We start from the raw sequence: 19761 nt of genomic DNA, 5'->3' as shown, positions 1-19761 counted from the left end.
GCCATGACCCGATTGCGCGCATCGCTTGCCCTCGCCCTCGCACTGGGCTGCGGGACTGCCCACGCCGGCACGCTGGTGGTGCGCGCCGGCCACCTGGTCGACGTCGACCACGGCAAGGTGCTCGCCGACCAGGCGGTGCGCATCGAGGACGACCGCATCGTGTCGGTGGCGGCGTGGTCGGCCGATGCGGCCCGCGGCGCGAAGCTCATCGACTGGTCGCGCTACACCGTGCTGCCGGGCCTGATGGACATGCACACCCACGTCGCCGACGAAGGCCAGTCCGCCGATCCCGCCGGTCCGCTGAAGAGCACGCCGGCCCGCGATGCCTTCATCGGGGCGAAGAACGCCCGCGACACGCTGTTCGCCGGCTTCACCACCGTGCGCGACGTCGGCGTCTACCGCGGCTTCGCCGACGTGGCGCTGCGCGATGCGATCAACGCCGGCTACGTGCCCGGTCCGCGCATGTTCGTGGCCGGCGCCTACATCACCATTCCCGGCGGCGGCGGCGAGATCACCGGACTGCCCAAGGGCACCGTGGTGCCGGACGACTTCCGCCGCGGCGTCGCCAGGGGCGAGGCCGAGGTGCGGCAGAAGGTGAACGCCCTGTTCGATCACCGCGCCGACTTCATCAAGGTGATCGCCACCGGCGCCGTGCTCACCGACGGTACCGAGCCCGGCGAGTCCGAATACAGCGAGGCCGAGATCCGCGCCGCGGTGGAGGAAGCAGCCAGGCGCGGCAGTTTCGTCGCCGCCCACGCGCACGGCGCCGAGGGCATCAAGCGCGCCGTGCGCGCCGGCGTGCGCTCGGTCGAGCACGCCTCCTATCTCGATGACGAAGGCATCGCGCTGATGAAGCAGCACGGCACCTGGCTGGTAGCCGACATCTACAACGGCGACTACATCGACACCGTGGGACGGCAGGAAGGCTGGTCGGCGGAAAAGCTGCGCAAGAACCTGGAAACCACCGACGTGCAGCGGCAGGGCTTCCGCAGGGCGGTCAAGGCCGGCGTCAACATCGCCTACGGCACCGACAGCGGCGTGTATCCGCACGGCGACAACGGGCGCCAGTTCGCCTACATGGTCCGCTACGGCCTGACGCCGATGCAGGCGATCCAGTCGGCGACGATCAACCCGGCCCGCCTGCTCGGTCGCGCGGACCAGCTCGGCTCGATCGCGAGCGGCAAGGCGGCCGACCTGATCGCCGTTGCCGGCGACCCCCTCACCGATATCGACGTGCTGCGCCGGGTGCAGGCGGTGATCAGGAGCGGGACGCTGGTCTGTGCGGACGGCGCCCAGTGCGGTAATGATGGCCGCTAGCCGCGGGCGGCGACACCAACAGGGGCGCGACATGCAGACAGGGCAAGGTGGAGACGATTCGCAGCGCAAGCTGGGCTTCTGGATGTGCACCGCGCTGGTGGTCGGCAACACCATCGGCATGGGCATCTTCCTGCTGCCCGCCTCGCTCGCGCCGTACGGGTTCAACGCCACGCTGGGCTGGCTGGTAACGGTGCTGGGCTGCCTGGCGCTGGCGCGCGTGTTCGCCCGCCTGCCGCGCGAGCTACCCCAGGCCGACGGCCCGTACGGCTACATCCGCCACACGCTCGGCGACATTCCCGCGTTCCTGGCGATCTGGTGCTACTGGGTCTCGTTGTGGATCACCAATGCGGCGCTCGCAACCGGCGTGGTGGGCTACATCGATGCCGTGTTCCCCGCCCTCGCGGGGATCCAGCCGGCGCTGATGGCGCTGGGCCTGCTGTGGCTGTTCGTCGCGATCAACCTGCTCGGCGTTCGCACCGGTGGCCGCGTGCAGGTGGCGACGACGGCGCTGAAACTGCTGCCGATGGTCGCCGTGGCCGTGCTCGGCGTGTGGCTGCTGCTGACCTCGCCCGCGACCTATACCGAACACCTGCCCACGACGCCGTTGCGCCTGGGCGACGTGATGGCCGCTTCGACGATCGCGTTGTTCGCGATGCTCGGCATCGAATCCGCGACCGTGCCCGCCGGTCGCGTCGAGGATCCATCGCGCACGATCCCGCGCGCGACCATGGCCGGCACCATCCTGACCGCGGTCGTCTACATCATCGTCTCGACCGTGCCGATGCTGCTGATCCCGCAGCAGGAACTGGCCAGCGCGAGCGCGCCGTTCGCGACCCTGATGGATCGCCACGCCGGCGCCGGCTTCGGCCGCTGGCTCGCGTTGTTCGTGGTGGTCAGCGGCCTGGGCGCGCTCAACGGCTGGACCCTGCTGGTCGGCGAACTCACCCGCACCATGGCGCTCAACGGCGTGATGCCGGCGGTCCTGGCGCGCAACAACCGCCGCGGCGCCCCCGCCGTGGCATTGCTGGTGACCGGCGTATTCGCCAGCGGCATGGTGCTGATGAGCTACAGCAAGTCGCTGGTCGACGGCTTCACCTTCCTCAGCAAGGTCGTGACCGCGGCGAACCTGCCGCTGTACCTGTGCTGCTCGCTGGCGTTGGCCGTGCTGTGGCGCCGCGGCGGCCGGACCGCCGCGCGCGGCATGCTCGGCGTGGGGCTGCTGGGCACGGTCTATGTCCTGTTCGCCTTCGTCGGCCTGGGCCGCGAACCGTTCCAGCTCGGCCTGCTGCTCGCGGTGGCCGGCGTGCCGCTGTACGCGCTGATGCGCTGGCGCGCGTTCGTCGCCAGCCGCGCGTGACGCCTGCACCGGGCTGCCCGCGGAGACTAAGATCAGCGGGTCGCACGGATGCGCGCTTTCGAACTCCCTTGCCGGACTGACGCATGACCTTCGTCCCAGATGTGGAAGACAACCACGAGCACCTGCAGCGTGCGGTGGCCGCCCAGCTGCAGCAGCCCGATGCGGGGTTGCCACGCTACTTCTACCGTTCCGCGGTGACCTACCAGCAGGAACTGAACAACATCTTCTTCAAGAGCTGGCTGTACGCCGGCCATGTCAGCCAGATCCCGCAGAAGGGCGATTTCTTCCTGTACGAGATCGCCGAGGAGTCGGTGATCGTGGTGCGGTGCGAGGACGACACCGTCCGCGCCCTGATCAATTCCTGCCGCCATCGCGGCTCGCGCGTGTGCGAGGCCAGCGCCGGCCACTGCAAGACCTTCGTCTGCCCGTACCACGGCTGGGTCTACAACGCCGACGGCAGCCTGCGCGCGGCGCGGCACATGGAGGCGATGCCCGAATTCCGCCGCGAGGACCACGGCCTGAAGCAGGCGCGCGTGGCCGTGCGCTTCGGCCTGATCTTCATCAACTTCGATCCCGACGCCTACGACTTCAACGAGTGCCTGCAGGAAGTCGACGCGCAGATGGCGCCGTACCGTCTCGACCAGGCGAAGATCGCGCACCGCGAGACCTATTCGGTCGATGCCAACTGGAAGATCGCGCTCGGCAACTACCTCGAGTGCTACCACTGCGACACCGCGCACCGCGCGTACTCGAAGATCCACACGTTCAAGGAGCGCGAGCACGTGGTCGCGCCGATCAACCGCGCGATGTGGGAGCGCGCCGCCAGGGAAACCGGCGTGGCCGACATCGAGAAGGCCACCTACCGCATGTTCCGCGAAGCGCCCGGCTTCGGTTCCTGCGTGTACACCAGCCGCTATGCGCTGTTCGACGGCTTCCGCACCGGCAGCCGCAACGGCGAGCCGCTGGCGCCGCTGATGGGCGACTTCAAGGGTTATGACGGCGGCGCGGGCGACTACCAGTTCGGCCCGCTCACCTACATGCTCAACTACCCGGACCACTGCATCCTGTTCCGCTACGTGCCGCGGGGCATCGACCGCACCGACATGGAGATCGTGTGGTTCGTGCGCGGCGATGCGCGCGAAGGCATCGACTACGACCGCGACGAACTGGTCTGGCTGTGGCACGTCACCACGCTGGAAGACAAGCGGATCATGACCCTCAACGCCGCCGGGGTGAACTCGCAGTTCTTCGAGCCCGGCCCGCAGCATCCGGAGTTCGAGGACACGCCCAAGCGCTTCATCGACTGGTACCTGCATGCGCTCGCCGGCGACTTCAGCGTGGTGCCGCCGACCGTGCGCGCGCACCGCACCAGCTCCTGCGAAATGACCGAACACGAATAACACCCGAGAACCCGCTTCCGATGTTCGAACTCAAGCACACCCCCTTCCACGAGCGCACCTCGAAGCTGAGCGTGCCGCAGAACTGGCGCCGCTGGGCCGGGCACATCGTGCTCGGCTCCTACGACCTCCACCTCGACCGCGAGTACTGGGCGATCCGCGACGGCGTCGCGATGATCGACGTCTCGCCGCTGATGAAGTACATGATCGAGGGCCCCGACGCCGCGCGCCTGCTGCACAAGCTCACCCCGCGCGACGTGCACAGGATGGCCGTGGGCCAGGTTGGCTACACCGGCTGGTGCGACGACGAGGGCAAGCTGCTCGACGACGGCACGATCGCGCGCCTGGACGAGAACCTGTTCCGCCTGACCTCCGCGGAGCCGTCGCTGCGCTGGCTGTCGATGAACGCGGTCGGCATGGACGTGGCGATTACCGAAGTCACCGAACAGGTCGCCGCGTTGAGCCTGCAGGGTCCGAAGTCGCGCACGGTGCTCAACCTGTGCTGCAAGAAATCGCTCGACAAGCTCAAGTACTTCCGCGTGATGGCCAACACGCTCGCCGGCAAGCCAGTCACCATTTCGCGTACCGGCTACACCGGCGACCTCGGCTACGAGATCTGGATGGACGCCGCCGACGCGCTGCACGTGTGGGACGCGCTGATGGCCGCCGGCCACGATTACGGCATCGTGCCCTGCGGCATCCTCGCGATGGACATGGCGCGCGTCGAAGCCGGGCTGTTCATGATCGATGTCGACTACACCGCCGCCAACCACGCCTGGATCGAAGGACAGAAATCCTCGCCGCTGGAGATGGGCCTGGACTGGGCGGTGGCGCTGGACAAGCCGGGTTACTTCGTCGGCCGCCGCGCGCTCGAGCGCGAGCACAAGGAAGGCTCGGCGTGGAAGCTGGTGGGTTTCGAGGTCGACTGGGAAGGCATGGAGAAGCACTTCGCCGCCGTCGGCCTGCCGCCGCAGGTGCCGGCGATGGCGGTGCGCGGCAGCCTGCCGGTGATGCACGGCTCCACGGAGGCGAATCGCAAGCAGGTCGGCTACGCCTCGACCAGCACCTGGTCGCCGGTGCTGAAGAAGTACATCGCCCTGGTGCACCTGCAGCGCCCGTACTACGAGCCGGGCACGCAGCTGTCGATGGAAGTCACCGTCGAGCACAAGCGGCTGCACGCGCCCGGCAAGGTGGTGAAGCTGCCGTTCTACGAGCCGGAATGGAAGAAGAAGTAAGCGCGCAGTAGCGAGCGCCATTCCCGCCACGCATCGCATCCACCGTCGGGTGCGCGCACCCGATCCGCAACGAGAGGTTCCATGAGCAGCAACCAATACGACGCCGTCGTCATCGGCGCCGGCCACAACGGCCTGATCGCCGCGGCCTACCTGGCGCGCGCCGGCAAGAAGGTGGCCGTGCTCGAACGCCGCGAAGTCGTCGGCGGCGCGGCCGTGACCGCCGAGCCCTTCCCCGGTTACCGCTTCAGCCAGTTCTCCTACGTGGTCAGCCTGCTGCGGCCGGAGATCATCCGCGACCTCGAGCTGCCCAGGCACGGCCTGAAGATCCTGCCGCTGCCGAGCACGGTCACCCCGCTCGACAACGGCGACTACCTCGCCGGATGGGACGACCACGACCTCACCCGCAAGGAGCTGTACCGGCATTCGCCGCGCGACGCCGAGGCCTCGGACGAATACGGCCGGGTGATGGCGCGTGCAGCCAAGGCGATCAAGCCGATCCTCGGGCTGGTCCCGCCCGATCCCTCGTCGCTGAGCCTGCGCGACCTCAAGGGCCTGCTCAAGCTCGGCCAGTACGGCAAGAGCCTGAGCGAGAAGGAGCTGTACCAGATCTCCAAGCTGCTCACGCAGTCGGCGGGCGACCTGCTCAACGACTGGTTCGAATTCGATCCGCTCAAGGGCACCAAGTCGGCCAGCGGCATCATCGGCACCTTCCTCGGTCCGTATTCGCCCGGCACCGCCTACGTGCTGCTGCACCACTACATGGGCGAGATCGACGGCGCGTTCCGCGCCTGGGGCTTCTGCAAGAACGGCAATGGCGGCGTCACCCAGGCGATCGCCAGTTCCGCGCGCGCGCTCGGCGTCGACATCCGCACCAATGCCTCGGTCGCGCAGGTGATCGTCAAGGGCGGCCGCGCCGCGGGCGTGGCGCTGGCCAACGGCGACGAGCTGCAGGCCAAGGTCGTCATCTCCGCCGCCGATCCCAAGCGCAGCTTCCTGCAGTTCGTCGAGGAGAAGCACCTGCCTGGCGAGTTCGTGCAGCAGATCCGCAACTTCCGCGTGCGCGGCTCCTCGGGCAAGGTCAACATCGCGCTGAGCGAACTGCCCGACTTCACCTGCCTCCCCGGCGAAGGTCCGATGCACCGCGGCGCGATCTCGATCAGCCCGAGCATGGAATACATCGAGCGCGCCTACGACGAGGCCAAGTACGGCCAGTTCGCGAAGAACCCGTACATCGACATGATCATCCCGTCGATGATCGACCGCGACATGGCGCCGCCCGGGCACCACGTGATGTCCTGCTTCGTGCAGTACGCGCCCTACGACATCGAAGGCGGCTGGGACGACGCCAAGCGCGATGCGTTCGGCGAGACGGTGATCTCCACGATCGAGCGCTACGCGCCGAACATCCGCCGCGCGATCGTCGGCAAGCAGGTGATCACGCCGAAGGACATCGAGAACATCGCCGGCATCACCGGCGGCAACATCTTCCACGGCGAACTGCTGCTGCACCAGCTGTTCTTCCTGCGGCCCGCGCCGCAATGGGCCGATTTCCGCACGCCGCTGCCGGGCTACTACTTCGGTGCATCCGGCGCGCATCCGGGCGGCGGCGTGATGGGGGCGGCCGGCAAGCTGGCCGCGCAGGAAGTCCTGAAGGATTGGAAGTAAGCGATGAGCGCGAACACTGCTTCGAACAAGAACGCCTACGACGTGATCGTGGTCGGCGCCGGGCACAACGGCCTGGTCGCCGCGACCTACCTGGCCAAGGCCGGCAGGAAGGTGCTGGTGCTGGATCGCCTGGCGCATGCGGGCGGCCAGCTGTCCACGCGCGCCTTCGACGAGGGTGCGCGCTTCGACCCGCTGCATGCCGGCGCGCAACTGCGTCCGGACATCGTGCAGGCCCTGGGACTCGCCCGGCATGGCCTGGCGCAGGACAAGGGCCCCGCGCCCGCCTACATCTCGCTGCTGCCGGACGGGCGCCGCCTGCAGCTTTCGTCGACGCCCGGCGACAAGGCGACACTGGAATCCATCCGCCAGTTTTCGCAGGCCGACGCGTTGAAGTGGCCCGAGTTCGTCGCGTTCATGGATCGCGCGGCGGCGTTCCTCGATGCGGCGTACCGCACGCCGATGCCGCGCCTGCCGCACGTCGGTTTCGCCGAAGGCTGGCCGCTCGCCAAGCTGGCCTGGACGCTGCGCCGCCTCGGCGGTCGCGACATGTTCCGGGTGATCCGTTCGATGTCGATGTCGACCGTGGAGTTCACCGAAGAGTGGTTCGAATCGGAGGAACTCAAGGCCGCCATCGCCGCCGTCGGCATCCACGGCCACACGCTGGGCTCGATGTCCGCGGGCACCGGCTACACGCTGATGCACAACTGGCTCAACCGCGGCGGGCTTGCGCATCGCCCGGTCGCGGGCGGCAGCGTGCACGTGGCCGACGCGCTGGTGGCGGCGTTGACCGCCAGCGGCGGCGAGCTGCGCACGTCCGCCAGCGTCCGGCACATCATCGTGGACAAGCAGCGCGCGAGCGGCGTCGTGCTGGACAACGGCGAACGGATCGAAGCCGGCGCGGTGTTCTCCGCGGCCGATCCGCGCCACACCCTGCTGGAACTTGTCGGCGCACCGGAACTGCCGCCGGACTTCGTCTGGCAGACGCAGTCGATCAAGATGCGCGGCGCGATCGCCAAGGTGCACCTGCTCACCGACGGCCGCCACGGGCTGCCCGCCGGTACGCTCACCGTGGCGCCCACGCTCAGGTACCTGGAACGCGCCTACGACGCCGCCAAGTACGGCGAGATCTCGCAGCAGCCGTACCTGGAGGTCACCACCGCTGGCGACGTGGTCTCGATCCACTTCCAGTTCGCACCGTACAAGCTGCGCCAGCGGGACTGGAACGCCGCGCGCGCGTCGATCGAGCACACGGCCGTCGACCTGCTCGCCGCGCACTTCCCCGCGCTGAAGGCCTCGATCCGGCAGACCCGCTCGCTCACCCCGGTCGACCTGGAAAAGCTGTTCGGCCTGACCGAGGGCGATCCCAACCACGGCCAGCTGATCCTCGACCAGATGTTCTTCATGCGCCCGTTGCCGGGCTGGTCGGATCACCGCACGCCGGTGGACGGGCTGCACCTGTGCGGCAGCGGCGGGCACGGCGGCGGCGGCATCAGCGGCGCCAGCGGGCGCAATGCGGCGCAGTTGTTCCTGAAGGCCAAGGGTTAGAGCCCGCGGCCCGGCGCCCTCTACCCGCAACAGGGAGGGGGCGTTGCACCGGTCTTGACCCGCACCATCCCGTGGCAGCTAATGGCGGCCAGTCCGCCTGCGAAGCCACCATGTACCTCGAGCACTACGGTCTCAAGGAACCGCCGTTCTCGATCACGCCCGACCCGCGTTTCGTGTTCCTGAGCGAACGCCACCGGGATGCGCTCGCGCACCTGCTGTTCGGCATCGGCCAGGGCGGCGGCGGCGGCTTCGTCCAACTCACCGGCGAGGTCGGCACCGGCAAGACCACGCTCAGCCGCCTGCTGCTTGAGCAGATCCCGGAGAACACCCGCGTCGCGCTGCTGCTGAACCCGCGCTTGTCGCCCGTGGAATTGCTGGAGACGATCTGCGAGGAGCTGCACCTGCCCATCGATGGCAGGCGCGGCAGCGTCAAGGCGCTGACCGACGCGCTCAACGCCTACCTGCTCGACGCCTACGCGCAGGGCCTGCGCGTGGTGCTGATCGTCGACGAGGCGCAGAACCTCTCGGTCGATGCGCTCGAGCAGGTGCGCCTGCTCACCAACCTGGAAACCGACACGCAGAAGCTGCTGCAGATCATCCTGCTCGGCCAGCCGGAGCTGCGCGAGATATTGGCGCGTCCCGAGTTGCGCCAGCTCGCGCAGCGCATCACCGCGCGCTACCACCTCACGCCGCTGGATGCGAACGAAACCGCGGCCTACCTGCGCCACCGCTACCGCGTCGCCGGCGGCCTGCACCTGCCGTTCGACGCCGCGGCGCTCAAGCGCATCCACGCGCATTCCGGCGGCGTGCCGCGCCTGATCAACGTGATCGCCGAACGCGCGCTGCTTGGCGGCTACGCGCACGATGACACCCGCATCGACGCACGTTCGGTCGATCGCGCGGCGAAGGAAACCCTCGCGCCCAAGGCTCGCGCCGCCAGCCGGCGCTGGTGGCTGCCGGCGGGCGTTGGCGTGGCGGCGCTGGCGCTGATTGCCGGCGTGTACGCGTGGCGCGCGCCGGCGCCGGCCGCGGTCGTGGCTGCGCAGCCTGCAATGCGCGCGGCCGCCACAAGCCCCCTCAAGGCGAAGCCCACCCCGGTCGAACTGCTCGACGCGGGCGCGCTGGCCACGCGCATCGACGCCGCCGCGCCCGCATCGCCGCTGGCCTGGAAACAACTGCTCGAGCTGTGGCGCCTGCCGTCCGACGATCTCAGCATCGGCATCGCCGCCAGTTGCCCGTTCGCCATCGCCACCGATGCCTACTGCCTGCGCGCGCATGGCGCCCTGGACCGCCTGGTCGCCCAGGACCGTCCGGTGCTGCTGCACCTGGCCAACGGCGAACACGAGGCCTGGGCGGTGCTGCTCGGCGCCGACGGGCGGCGGGCGCGGTTGTCGCTAGATGCCCGCATCTTCGACATCGACCGCATCGCCCTGGCGCGCCACTGGAAAGGCGAGTACGCCGCGCTGTGGCGTGGTCCCGACAACCTCACCCTGCCGCTGGCCGACAACACGCCGGGACTGGCTTGGGTGCGCGATCACCTGGCGACGCGCTACCTGCCGGTCGACGCTGTGGCCGTGCTCGATCCCGGGATGCGCGCCGCGGTCGTGAAATTCCAGGGCGATCGTGGCCTGGGCAGCGATGGCGTGATCGGTCCGGAAACGCTGATGGCCCTCGCCGCCCGCGACGAGTCCGGCCCGCGGCTGCTCAAGGGGCTGGAGTAACCATGTCGCTGATCCTGGAAGCGCTGCGCAAGTCCGAAGCCGAGCGTCGCCGCGGGCAGGCCCCGGACCTGCTCACCGAAACCGCGCCGCCCGCCCCCGGCGCAGGCAGTGCCGCGCGCGACTGGCGGGTCATCGGCGTCGTCGCCGTCGCGGCGCTGGTCGCCGTGCTGCTCACGGTGGCTTGGCTGCGTTCGCCGCCACGGCCGGAACCTGTCGTCGCGGCGAGCGCACCGCGCGCTTCGCTGGAGCCGGGCGCCGCTGCATCGCCTTCATTGCCAGGCCCGCTGCAACCCCCGCGCCCCGCACTGCCAGCTCCGACCGCACCCGCGCGCACCAGCGCGGCACCCGCACCGGCACCGGCTTCGGCAGCACCACCGATCGCAGCCACCCCGGCGGCCGCGCGCAGCGAGGCGCCACCGCACGCGCCTGACATCGACACCGTTGCCGCGCCACCGGCGGCGCCGCCGGCATCGGCTTCGATTGCCTCCGTCGCCGCGGCATCCAATCCGCCCGCCGCTGCCGCCGCGTTCGCCAGTCCCGACATGCCGTTGCGGTTGTCCGACCTGTCGACGGACGACCGCCAGCAGTTGCCGGCGCTGAAAGTCAGCATGCACATGTGGGCGCCCGAAGCAGGCAACCGGTTCGCCATCATCGACGGCACCCGCGTCAACGAAGGCGACCGGGTCGGCGACGCGACCGTCGAGGCGATCCAGCAGGACGCCGTGCTGCTCGTCTGGCGCGGTCGCCGCATCCGCCTGCCGATCCGTTGATCGATCGCCGTACCGCGATGCCTCAGCCACGCCCCGGCCCCTTCGGATCGCCGTCCGCATCGAAGGCCGGCGGGTAGTAGAAGTTGAGCGTCTTCAGCAGGGTGCGCCCGCTGTTGCGCACCTCGTGGCGTTCGCCCTTCTCGATCACCAGCAAAGTGCCCGCCTTCAGCGGCACGCGCCGGCCTTCCACGGTCGCCACGCCGGTGCCCGAGAGCACGAACAGCCATTGGTCCGCGCCGCGGTGGCGGTTGTCCGCGCCACCCTCGCTGTCGCCGGGCGCGATGACCATTTCCGCCGCCTGCGCCTTGCGCACATCAAAGGCGACCCGGAAACCCTTGCCGAACCTGAGCGTCTTGCGCCGCATGACGGTCTCCCGCGGAAAGGAGTGCCCAACCTGCCCAACCCGGCGTCAACGGCGGATGCAGCGGCGCGGCCACGAATCGTCCGGCGCTGCGAATGACCAACTCGACGGGCGGCGGCGCTTCGCGCAGGAATGCCAGGCAAGAAAAAAGCGGGCCGGAGCCCGCTTTTTTCGCAGCAGAAGGTGCCGACGCCTCAGGCCATCGCCCGCCGCGGGAAGCCGACCATCCGCTTGGTTTCCTCGCACCACAGCTTCAGGCGCGCGCTCTTCAGGCTCGTCCACAAGGTGATGCGCGGCGCGGCCTGCAGCAGTGGGCTGGATTCGAACGCCTCGCGCAGGCGGTAGTTCGGGATGCGGCTGGCGAGGTGGTGGATGTGGTGGTAGCCGATGTTGCCGGTGAACCAGTGCACCACCCGCGGCAGGTCGTAGAAGGAACTGCCGGCGATCGCCGCCTGGCTCGAATCCCACTCGTCCTTGCGCGTCCAGTACGCGTCCTCGAAGGTGTGCTGCACGTAGAACAGCCACACGCCGGCCGCGCCCGCGATCAGCACGATCGGCAGGTGCACGAGCAGCACCGCCTTCCATCCCAGCATCCAGATCGCCAGGCCGCCGACGACCAGCAGCACCAGGTTGTTGAGCAGCACGCTGGCCCATTCCTTCTTCCAGGTGAAGGGCAGGTCGAACGGGAAGCGGTGCTTGAGCACGAACTGGTACATCGGGCCGATGCCCAGCAGCACCGGGGTGCTGCGGTACAGGCGGTAACCCAGGCGGCCGAGCCACGAGCGCGCGCGGTACTCGGCGACGGTCAGGGTCTCGATGTCGCCCATCTCGCGGCGGTCGAGGTTGCCCGAGGTGCCGTGGTGGATCGCGTGCGTCTTCTTCCAGTAGCCGTACGGGAACAGCGTGACCACGCCGAGCACGCGCCCGACCATGTCGTTGGCGCGCGCGTCGGCGAAGAACGAGCCGTGACCGCAGTCGTGCTGGATGATGAAGGTGCGCACGTACAGGCCGGCGGACGGGATGGCCAGCAGCAGCGTCCAGCCGTAGCCCCATTCGCCGATCACGCTCCAGGCCATCAGCGCCCACAGCGCGGCGAACGGCACCAGCGTGTTGATGAGCTGCCACACGGCCCGACCGAGGTGGGGCGTGGCGAATTGCGCGCAGAGCTTGCGCAGGTTGGTGGACGGAGCAGCGGACGCGGTGTTCTTTACAGCGGTATTCAAGGCATTCTCCCGACAGGCACGCCATTGTCCCGGCACTTTCCCCCCATCGCAAACAACGGTGGCGTATGGTCTCGCCGCGAGTGAGCGCACCGTCACATTCGACTTGCGCAACCAACCCGCGGCTGCGACGCTGCCGCCAGGCTTCGTCAGGCGCTGGCTCCCATTCATGGTCCCGCAACGCATCGTTTTCGAGCTCGACCGCGATTTCGTCGAGCTGAACCAACTCCTCAAGCTCACCGGCCTGTGCGACAGCGGCGGCGCCGGCAAGCAGCTCGTCGCCAGCGGGGTGGTGCGCGTGGACGGCGCGGTCGAGCTGCGCAAAACCTGCAAAATCCACGCCGGGCAGCGCGTGAGCGTGGATCAGGTCGAGATCGAAGTGACTGCCCTGCCCTGATCGGGGCCGGTGCCGCACGGGGCGCAATCCCCGCGCGCACTTCCGGCAACCACGCTGGTCCGCGACGCCGTTCGCGTCGATCCGCATGCGGCGCCGCGGGCCCGCGTCGCGGCGCGCATGGCGTGCGCAATGCGCCCACGAGGCTCCTGGGAACTGGTTTACCCTGCGACCCCCAGCGCGCGGAGTTCGCAGCCGTGGATGCCGTCACCCGATTCCTGGATCGCCGCGAAGCGATGCTGCAGCGGCTGGATGAGCAACTGCAGCAGGCAGCCGATCCGTCCGAAGTCGCGTCGGCGCTGTGCGAGCACACCGGCCGCGAACTCAACCTCGCCGATTGCGTCGTCTACCTGCCCGCGGGCAGCGACACGCTCGTCCAGGCCGCTGCGTGGGGGGCCAGGCGCGGCGCCGCCCTCGCAGCGCGGCTGCGGCTGCCGTACGAGGGCCTCGTCGGCAGTTGCGCGGTGACGCTGCGCACGCAACGCATCGACGACCTTGGGCATGACAGCCGCGATGTCGCCGACGCGCAGGTCCACCTGTGCGAACTCGCGGTTCCGATCGCACACGAGGGCGTCCTGCTCGGCATTCTCGACAGCGAAAGTCCGGAACCTCGCTTCTACGACAGCCGCTACGAAGCCGCATTCGCGGCCATCGCCGAACGCGGCGCGAGCCGCCTGTGGCAACTGCAGCCCCGACGCGACGCCGTGAAGGGCTGAACCCCCAACCCGCCCCGCCCTGTCCGGTTGTCCCCGCGCCCTGCGTTTGAGGGGCAAGGCATTTGCGGAGCAGGCGTCATGCGGCGTGTGGTGAAGTGGTCGGCGGTGGTCCTGGCAATCGTGCTGCTGGGCGTGTGTGCGCTGTTCGCGGTGTCCTGGGCCGTGACCGGCAAGGCGATGGCGCGGACCTACCCGATCCAGGACCCGCCGCTGCGCGTCGACGCCAACGCCGATGCGTTGCAGCGCGGCCGGCACCTGTTCGACACGCGCGGTTGCGGCGACTGCCACGGCCCCCACGGCGCGGGCCGGGTGCTGCTCGACGATCCCGTGCTGGGCCGGATCGTGCCGCCCAATCTCACCCGCAGCCTGCGCGACCCCGCCTACACCGACGATGCGCTCGCCGCGGCGATCCGCCACGGCGTGCGCCCGGACGGCACGCCGCTGCTGATCATGCCCTCGAACGAATTCGCCGACCTCGACGACGGCGACGTGGCCGCGCTGGTCGCCTACATGCGCGCGCTGCCGGCCAGCGACAACCAGCCGGGCACCAGCGTCGTCCGCCCGGTCGGCCGCGTGCTGTACACGCTCGGCAAGCTGCCGCTGTTCCCGGCGGAGACCATCGACCACGCACCCCGCACGCGACAGGCGCCACCCGCGGCGATCACCCCCGCGTACGGACAGTACGTGGCGCAGTCCTGCACCGGGTGCCATGGCGCCGACGTGGCCGGCGGCATCGTCGTGATTCCCGGCAAGCCGGTGTCGGCCAACCTCACCCCGCACGCCAACGGCCTGGCCAAGTGGAGCGAGGCCGATTTCCTCCGCCTCATGCGCACCGGCCAGCGCCCGAACGGCACCGCGGTCGATCCGCTGATGCCCTGGGCGGTCTACAGCAACATGGACGAAACCGAACTGCGCGCGCTGTGGAGCTACCTGCGCAGCGTGCCGCCGGCACCCGGCAAGCCGGTGAAGCGCTGACCGTCCAACAGATCTGCGTCCGCCCGCGACCTTGGGCGAGACGCGATGCCGCGCGATTCCAGGCGCTGGCTCAGGATTCGGCGTTGCCGCGCAGGTGCGACAGCGCGCGCTCCGGCGGGCCCAGCAGTTGCCGCAGCACCTCGCGCCAGCCGCGGGCGCGCGCGGCATCGCGGAACATCTCGAGCCATTCGTGGAAGGTGAGCCGGATCGGGTTGTGGCCGTGGACCTGGCCGACGATGCCGTATTCGCACGGCACCTGCGGGTCCTCCTCGACGAAGGAACCGAACAGCTTGTCCCACACGATCAGCACGCCCGCGTAGTTGCGGTCGATGTACTTGCCGTTGCGCGCGTGGTGCACGCGATGGTGCGAGGGAGTGTTGAACACGCGCTCGAGCCAGCCCAGCCTGCCCACGGCCTGGGTGTGCACGAAGAACTGGAAGCCCAGGTTGATCGCCACCACCGCGACGATGTGCGCGGGCTCGAAGCCCAGCCACGCCAGCGGCAGCCAGAACAGCCACATGCCGGAAACCGGATAGGTCAGGCTCTGCCGGAAGGCCGTCGACAGGTTCAGGCGTTCGGACGAGTGGTGGGTGACGTGCGAGGCCCACAGCCAGCGGATGCGGTGGCTGGCGCGATGGAACCAGTAGTAGAAGAAGTCCTGCGCGAGGAACAGCGCGGCGATGGTCCAGGCCGAGGCCGGCAGGTCGAACAGGCGGTGGCGGTACACGGCATGGTAGACGCCGATCACCAGCAGCCACGCGAGCGCGTCCGCCGCCTGGTGCATCAGCGCCAACGCCGCGTTCGACAGGGTGTCGATGCCGCTGTACATGCCCGGCCGGCGCGTGCGCCAGTACCAGGCTTCCAGTGCGATCAGCGCCAGGAACACCGGCGCCATGCCGAGCAGGATCCATTTTTCCATCGCTGGCCTTCCTTGAACCGGGGCCGCGCGAGTCTGACCGCTGCCCGCGGCAGCGTCCAGACCATGGCGTATGGAAATGGTGCTGGACCGCCTGTGCCGATCGTTGGGCGACGAACGGGTTAAGCGCTCCAACGTCGCGACGGGCATCCTGCCGGCATGCACGCACCCGCCCGAACCCCAATCTATCGAACCGCCGCGCTGGCGCTGGCCGTCGCCGTCGTCGCCTATGCCGCGTCCCTATTCGTCCTCGCGCGCGACCCGGACTTCAGCCTGGTCGAGCCGCTGTTCCTGTTCGCGCTGCTCGGCGTCGTGTTCCCGCTGCTCGCGTGGCTGTGCACGCTGAAGTCGTCGCGCACGCGCGTCGCCCCGCTGCACGAACCGCGGCAGTTGCCGCGCGTGCTGGTGTACCTGGCGCTGTTCGCGCTGCTGGTGCTCGGCTGGGGATTCACCTCGATCAACCACCACTTCCCCGACGAACCGATGCAGTCCGTCGTCCAGCTCGTGGTCAAGCTGGTGACGATGGTGATGGTGCCGGCGTTGCTGTTCCTCGGCTTCCGCCTGGGCGCGCACGCGATCCTGCCGCCACGGCGGCTGCTGCTGGCGTTCGTGGTGATGTCGCTGGCGTACCTGGCGATGCAGTCGGTGTTTGGCCGCGGCCTGGTCACGCTGCGCGAACTCGCGCCGTCGGCGACGACGCTGGCCTGGGCCATTCCAGTGTGCTGGCTGTGGCAGACGATCGAAGCGGGCCTGTGCGAGGAAGTGTTGTTCCGCCGCGTGCTGCAGGAAAAGATCGCGATCGCCAGCGGTTCGCAGGTCGCGGCGGTGGCTTGGGCGTCCCTGCTGTTCGGGCTCGCCCACGCGCCGGGGCTATGGCTGCGTGGCGGGCACCTCATGGAGGGCGTGGCCCATGCCACGCCCAGCTGGGCGATCGCCTACTCGGTGGTGATGATCGCGCCCGCCGGCATCGCCTTCGGCGTGCTGTGGGCGCGCACGCGCTCGCTGTGGCTGATCGTGCCGTTGCACGGCATGGTCGACCTGCTACCGCAACTGGCGCCTTTCATCCGTGCGTGGACGGGGCACGCCTGAGGTCAGCAGCGCGCACCCGCGAGCCGCAGGTCGGCCAGCACTTCCCTGGCCGAGGGTTCGCGCCGCACCGCCAGCCGCTGGCGTCGCGGCGTCAGCAACCAGTCGATCGCCGACGACGCGGCCGCGAAGCGCCGGAACCGGAAACGCCGTGCCTGCGCCAGCTTCTCGACCACCGGGTTGACGCTGCCGGCCTGCGCATAGACGTACGCCACGCGGCAGTCGCGCAGTCGTTCCTCGCCGGCCAGGCGGCGGGCGAAATTGTTGGACGCCTCGAAGCTATCGGCGGTGGCGCGTGCGCGTTGGAAATCGAGCAGGATGCCGTACGGCGCGCCGTGCAGCCGTCCGAGCGTGTCGTCGAGCGCGCGCGCCCGTTCCTCGACCGTGACGTCGCCCCACAGGGTGACGGCGGCCAACCCCATGTAGGGGCTCACTTCAATTGAATGCGGCATGGGTACTCACCTATTGCGCACGGCCAGTGCCCCCTGCACCCGCAGCATGCGCGGCGCTAAGTTAATGCGCTCGACGATTGCCGGACGGCCTTCACATCGGGAACTGCTACGCGCTTGGCGATTTCACGCGCATGCCTGATTGAACGGTTCATGCACGGCCCGCGTTGCGTATGCCGTTGGTCAGGGTCCCGGACGCCGCAGCGACCAGAAGCCGATGTCGCGGCGATGGCGGAAGCCGACCTGTTCATACAACTGCTTCGCCCGGGTGTTCTCGTGGCTCACGTGCAGGAACGGCGTCCGGCCGCGTTCGAGCGTGTCGTTGGTCAGCATGGCCGTGAGCCGGCGCGCGTAGCCGCGGCCGAGGAAGTCCGGATGCGTGCAGATCGCGCTCATCTCCGTGTGGGTATCCGTGCCGAGCCGCTCGCCGATGATCGCGGCGAGCCGTCCGTCCTGGTAGATGCCGAAGTAGCGGCCCATTTCCATGGTGCGCGCCCGGAAGTAGTGCGGGTACACCAGCGCCGTCAGCGCGAGCACGTCGGCGCGGTGCTGCTCCGACAGTGGAATGATCCCGGGCCCGTCGACCGGTTCGAGCGGCGTCGTGCAGACCATCTGCGCGAGCGGACGGAACGCCTGCAGTTCCCAGCCTGCCGGCACCGCCGGGGCGACGCCGATCAGGTAGACGCTCTCCCCCGGCACGACCAATGGCGCGACCGATCCGGCAAAGTCGACGCCGGCGTGGGCGACGCCGAGGAACGGGGCGAACTCGGCCGGATAGCGCGCGGCCTCGCCGCTGCGCACGGCGATGGCCCGATGGCGCGTGCACAGCGAACTCCAGAAGGGATTGTCGAGTTCAGGAGCGATCATCGGCGCGGCGAAATCGAAGCGGGTCCAGCGCCATGTTCATTCGGCGGCGGCTGCCGTGGCAACCGCCGCCGCCCTCCCGCCGCTCACCGCCCCCACGGTTCGCGGAAACGCCGCACTGTGCGTTCGAGCGCGGCCGGCGACGCCGCGGGCATCGGCTCGATCGCGAAGATCTCGCCATCCAGGTCGATCAGGTAGAGGTTGTTCGTTTCGTCAATGCCGAAGCTGGCGATGTTGGTGAAGCTGCCGGCATTGGGCGCGAAGTCGGCATTGCGCACGGTGAATTCCGAACTCGGCAAGGTCGTGCCCACGGCGGCGCGCGCGATCGGAATCGTCCACACGTTCGGCGTGATGAAGTCGGCGAACACGTACTGGCCCTGCAACTGCTGCACCGCGCCGCGGTACACGTAGCCGCCGATGACGGTGTTGCCCTGGCGCGTGCCGGTGCCGTGCAGGTATTCGGCGATGGGTGGGGTCAGCCCCGCGGTGGCGCCGCCGCGGAACGGCTGCGTGCCCTCCAGGACCGGCCAGCCGAAATTCGCGCCGGCGTCGCCTGGTCGCAGCAGGTCGAGCTCTTCCACCGCGCTCTGGCCCACATCGCCGATCCACAGGTTGCCTGTCGCCGGATCGAAGCTGTTGCGGAACGGATTGCGCAAGCCGTACGCGAGCACTTCCGGCGCGCCGCCACCGCTGGCGAAGGGGTTGGCCGCGGGAATGCCGTAGTCGCGACCGGGATCGGTGGGGAAGTCGTCGCGCGCCGGATCGATGCGCAGGATCTTGCCGAGCAGGGTGCCGGGGTTCTGTCCGTTGTTGTCGGGGTCGCCGCTGCCGCCGCCGTCGCCGATCGCGATGTACAGCAGATTGTCCGGACCGAAGCCGATCCAGCCGCCGTTGTGGTTGCTGCGCGGGTGCGCCACGCGCAGGATCGCATCGGCGGTGGCGGGGTCGGCGTGCTCGCGGTCGCCGGCGAAGGTGCGATAGCGGCGCACTTCGATCGTCCCGTCCAGCACGGTCACGAACACGTAGAACGTGCCGCTGGCGATGAAGTCGGGCGCCGTCGCGAATCCCAGCAGCCCACGCTCGCCATCGGTCGACAGTTGTCCGGTGAGGTCGAGGAACGGCGTCGCCGCGATGGCGCCGGTCGCCGGCGTCAGCACCAGCACGCGCCCGCCCAATTCGGTGACGAAGACGCGCCCGGTGCCACCGGGGACCGGCGCGAGGAAGGCGGGCTGGTTGAGCCCGGCCGCGACACGGCGCACGCGGAACGCGGACACTTCGGCCACGTCGGTCACCGCGACCGCGAGCGACAGCGTCGCACTCGCGCGCCCGTCGCTGACCGCGAGATCGACCTGGTAGACGTTGTCGCGATTGCTGTCCGTGGGCAGCTCGAAGTCCGGCGGCGAGACGAACGCCAGCGCACCGCCCGAGGTGATGCGGAAACGGTCGCGATCCACGCCCCCGGCCAGCGAGAAGGTGAGCGCATTGCCATCGGCATCGCTGGCCGTCGCGGTGTAGAACGCACCACCGGTGTTTTCCGGCACGGTGGCCGAGGTCGCGGAGGTGAACACCGGCGCGATATTGGACACCGGCGTGCGGCCACCCCCGCCGCCACCGCCGCCGCAGGCGCACAGCGCCAGTGCGCACAGACACCCCACCGCCCCGAATCGTCCTGGCCTGGCCATCGGGCGCTCCTCATCCGGCGAACCGGGCCGGAAAGTGCGTAAAGCCTCGGCCTGCGCGCGCTTGGGTCCTGTGAAGGCCGCGCCGGTGGCG

18 protein-coding genes are annotated in these 19761 nt (G+C 69.4%); 12 read left to right on the top strand and 6 right to left on the bottom strand.

What is annotated here, in order from left to right; translation table 11 throughout:
* The first annotated feature begins 3 nt into the window (after positions 1–3).
* The 8 genes from BP05_RS14200 (at position 4) to BP05_RS14165 (ending at position 11007) form a co-directional block, all read left to right on the top strand.
* Complete coding sequence (locus BP05_RS14200; RefSeq protein WP_496364588.1) at positions 4–1317, top strand: Xaa-Pro dipeptidase; 1314 nt, start codon at positions 4–6, stop codon at positions 1315–1317.
* A 31-nt stretch (positions 1318–1348) separates the two neighbouring features.
* Complete coding sequence (locus BP05_RS14195; protein WP_496364586.1) at positions 1349–2674, top strand: amino acid permease; 1326 nt, start codon at positions 1349–1351, stop codon at positions 2672–2674.
* An 83-nt stretch (positions 2675–2757) separates the two neighbouring features.
* Positions 2758–4074 carry an aromatic ring-hydroxylating oxygenase subunit alpha gene (locus BP05_RS14190; protein ID WP_496364584.1) on the top strand — a complete coding sequence of 439 codons (1317 nt, stop codon included), beginning with the start codon at positions 2758–2760 and terminating at the stop codon, positions 4072–4074.
* A 20-nt stretch (positions 4075–4094) separates the two neighbouring features.
* A complete protein-coding gene (locus tag BP05_RS14185; protein WP_496364582.1) occupies positions 4095–5306 on the top strand; it encodes an aminomethyl transferase family protein in 1212 nt (403 codons plus the stop codon).
* Between the two features lie 81 nt (positions 5307–5387).
* Positions 5388–6971 (top strand): phytoene desaturase family protein, encoded by a 1584-nt coding sequence (locus tag BP05_RS14180; protein ID WP_496364580.1) that lies wholly within the window; start codon positions 5388–5390, stop codon positions 6969–6971.
* Positions 6972–6974: 3 nt separating this feature from the next.
* Positions 6975–8516 (top strand): phytoene desaturase family protein, encoded by a 1542-nt coding sequence (locus BP05_RS14175; protein ID WP_496364578.1) that lies wholly within the window; start codon positions 6975–6977, stop codon positions 8514–8516.
* Positions 8517–8587: 71 nt separating this feature from the next.
* Positions 8588–10237: an ExeA family protein gene (locus tag BP05_RS14170; RefSeq protein ID WP_496364576.1), complete on the top strand. Its 1650-nt coding sequence runs from the start codon at positions 8588–8590 to the stop codon at positions 10235–10237.
* A gap of 2 nt (positions 10238–10239) precedes the next feature.
* Positions 10240–11007, top strand: coding sequence for a general secretion pathway protein GspB (locus BP05_RS14165; RefSeq protein ID WP_496364574.1), 768 nt, complete (start codon positions 10240–10242; stop codon positions 11005–11007).
* 22 nt (positions 11008–11029) lie between these two features.
* Here the strand turns inward: BP05_RS14165 and BP05_RS14160 are convergent, their stop codons facing one another.
* Positions 11030–11371 (bottom strand): cupin domain-containing protein, encoded by a 342-nt coding sequence (locus BP05_RS14160; protein ID WP_496364572.1) that lies wholly within the window; start codon positions 11369–11371, stop codon positions 11030–11032.
* Positions 11372–11562: 191 nt separating this feature from the next.
* Entirely contained in the window at positions 11563–12591 is a 1029-nt protein-coding gene (locus BP05_RS14155; RefSeq protein WP_496364570.1) for a fatty acid desaturase, read from the bottom strand.
* Positions 12592–12757: 166 nt separating this feature from the next.
* Between BP05_RS14155 and BP05_RS14150 the strand changes: the two genes are divergently transcribed.
* From BP05_RS14150 to BP05_RS14140, 3 genes are all read left to right on the top strand, one after another.
* Entirely contained in the window at positions 12758–12985 is a 228-nt protein-coding gene (locus BP05_RS14150) for an RNA-binding S4 domain-containing protein (protein ID WP_496364975.1), read from the top strand.
* A 194-nt stretch (positions 12986–13179) separates the two neighbouring features.
* Positions 13180–13698: a GAF domain-containing protein gene (locus BP05_RS14145; RefSeq protein WP_496364568.1), complete on the top strand. Its 519-nt coding sequence runs from the start codon at positions 13180–13182 to the stop codon at positions 13696–13698.
* 78 nt (positions 13699–13776) lie between these two features.
* Positions 13777–14673: a c-type cytochrome gene (locus tag BP05_RS14140; protein ID WP_496364566.1), complete on the top strand. Its 897-nt coding sequence runs from the start codon at positions 13777–13779 to the stop codon at positions 14671–14673.
* 70 nt (positions 14674–14743) lie between these two features.
* Here BP05_RS14140 and BP05_RS14135 read toward each other — a convergent pair whose 3' ends face one another.
* Complete coding sequence (locus BP05_RS14135) at positions 14744–15592, bottom strand: sterol desaturase family protein (protein ID WP_496364564.1); 849 nt, start codon at positions 15590–15592, stop codon at positions 14744–14746.
* 156 nt (positions 15593–15748) lie between these two features.
* Here BP05_RS14135 and BP05_RS14130 point away from each other — a divergent pair, with 156 nt between their 5' ends.
* Positions 15749–16678, top strand: a complete 930-nt coding sequence (locus BP05_RS14130) for a CPBP family intramembrane glutamic endopeptidase (RefSeq protein ID WP_496364562.1) — start codon at positions 15749–15751, stop codon at positions 16676–16678.
* Between the two features lie 2 nt (positions 16679–16680).
* Here BP05_RS14130 and BP05_RS14125 read toward each other — a convergent pair whose 3' ends face one another.
* The 3 genes from BP05_RS14125 to BP05_RS14115 form a co-directional block, all read right to left on the bottom strand.
* Entirely contained in the window at positions 16681–17127 is a 447-nt protein-coding gene (locus BP05_RS14125; protein ID WP_496364560.1) for a hypothetical protein, read from the bottom strand.
* Positions 17128–17307: 180 nt separating this feature from the next.
* Positions 17308–17991: a GNAT family N-acetyltransferase gene (locus BP05_RS14120; protein WP_496364558.1), complete on the bottom strand. Its 684-nt coding sequence runs from the start codon at positions 17989–17991 to the stop codon at positions 17308–17310.
* An 83-nt stretch (positions 17992–18074) separates the two neighbouring features.
* A complete protein-coding gene (locus BP05_RS14115) occupies positions 18075–19670 on the bottom strand; it encodes a PQQ-dependent sugar dehydrogenase (protein WP_496364556.1) in 1596 nt (531 codons plus the stop codon).
* Positions 19671–19761: the final 91 nt, after the last annotated feature.

This window comes from Lysobacter oryzae DSM 21044 (assembly GCF_059568595.1).
This window is presented reverse-complemented; position numbering and strand designations above follow the sequence as displayed.

Excerpts from the sequence above, each read along its gene's own strand:
- BP05_RS14180 (WP_496364580.1), top strand. The coding sequence starts at position 5,388 with ATGAGCAGCAACCAATACGACGCCGTCGTCATCGGCGCCGGCCACAAC.
- BP05_RS14130 (WP_496364562.1), top strand. The coding sequence starts at position 15,749 with ATGCACGCACCCGCCCGAACCCCAATCTATCGAACCGCCGCGCTGGCG.
- BP05_RS14195 (WP_496364586.1), top strand. The coding sequence starts at position 1,349 with ATGCAGACAGGGCAAGGTGGAGACGATTCGCAGCGCAAGCTGGGCTTC.
- BP05_RS14115 (WP_496364556.1), bottom strand. The coding sequence starts at position 19,670 with ATGGCCAGGCCAGGACGATTCGGGGCGGTGGGGTGTCTGTGCGCACTG.
- BP05_RS14135 (WP_496364564.1), bottom strand. The coding sequence starts at position 15,592 with ATGGAAAAATGGATCCTGCTCGGCATGGCGCCGGTGTTCCTGGCGCTG.
- BP05_RS14140 (WP_496364566.1), top strand. The coding sequence starts at position 13,777 with ATGCGGCGTGTGGTGAAGTGGTCGGCGGTGGTCCTGGCAATCGTGCTG.
- BP05_RS14165 (WP_496364574.1), top strand. The coding sequence starts at position 10,240 with ATGTCGCTGATCCTGGAAGCGCTGCGCAAGTCCGAAGCCGAGCGTCGC.
- BP05_RS14120 (WP_496364558.1), bottom strand. The coding sequence starts at position 17,991 with ATGATCGCTCCTGAACTCGACAATCCCTTCTGGAGTTCGCTGTGCACG.
- BP05_RS14175 (WP_496364578.1), top strand. The coding sequence starts at position 6,975 with ATGAGCGCGAACACTGCTTCGAACAAGAACGCCTACGACGTGATCGTG.
- BP05_RS14125 (WP_496364560.1), bottom strand. The coding sequence starts at position 17,127 with ATGCCGCATTCAATTGAAGTGAGCCCCTACATGGGGTTGGCCGCCGTC.
- BP05_RS14160 (WP_496364572.1), bottom strand. The coding sequence starts at position 11,371 with ATGCGGCGCAAGACGCTCAGGTTCGGCAAGGGTTTCCGGGTCGCCTTT.
- BP05_RS14190 (WP_496364584.1), top strand. The coding sequence starts at position 2,758 with ATGACCTTCGTCCCAGATGTGGAAGACAACCACGAGCACCTGCAGCGT.
- BP05_RS14185 (WP_496364582.1), top strand. The coding sequence starts at position 4,095 with ATGTTCGAACTCAAGCACACCCCCTTCCACGAGCGCACCTCGAAGCTG.
- BP05_RS14150 (WP_496364975.1), top strand. The coding sequence starts at position 12,758 with ATGGTCCCGCAACGCATCGTTTTCGAGCTCGACCGCGATTTCGTCGAG.
- BP05_RS14200 (WP_496364588.1), top strand. The coding sequence starts at position 4 with ATGACCCGATTGCGCGCATCGCTTGCCCTCGCCCTCGCACTGGGCTGC.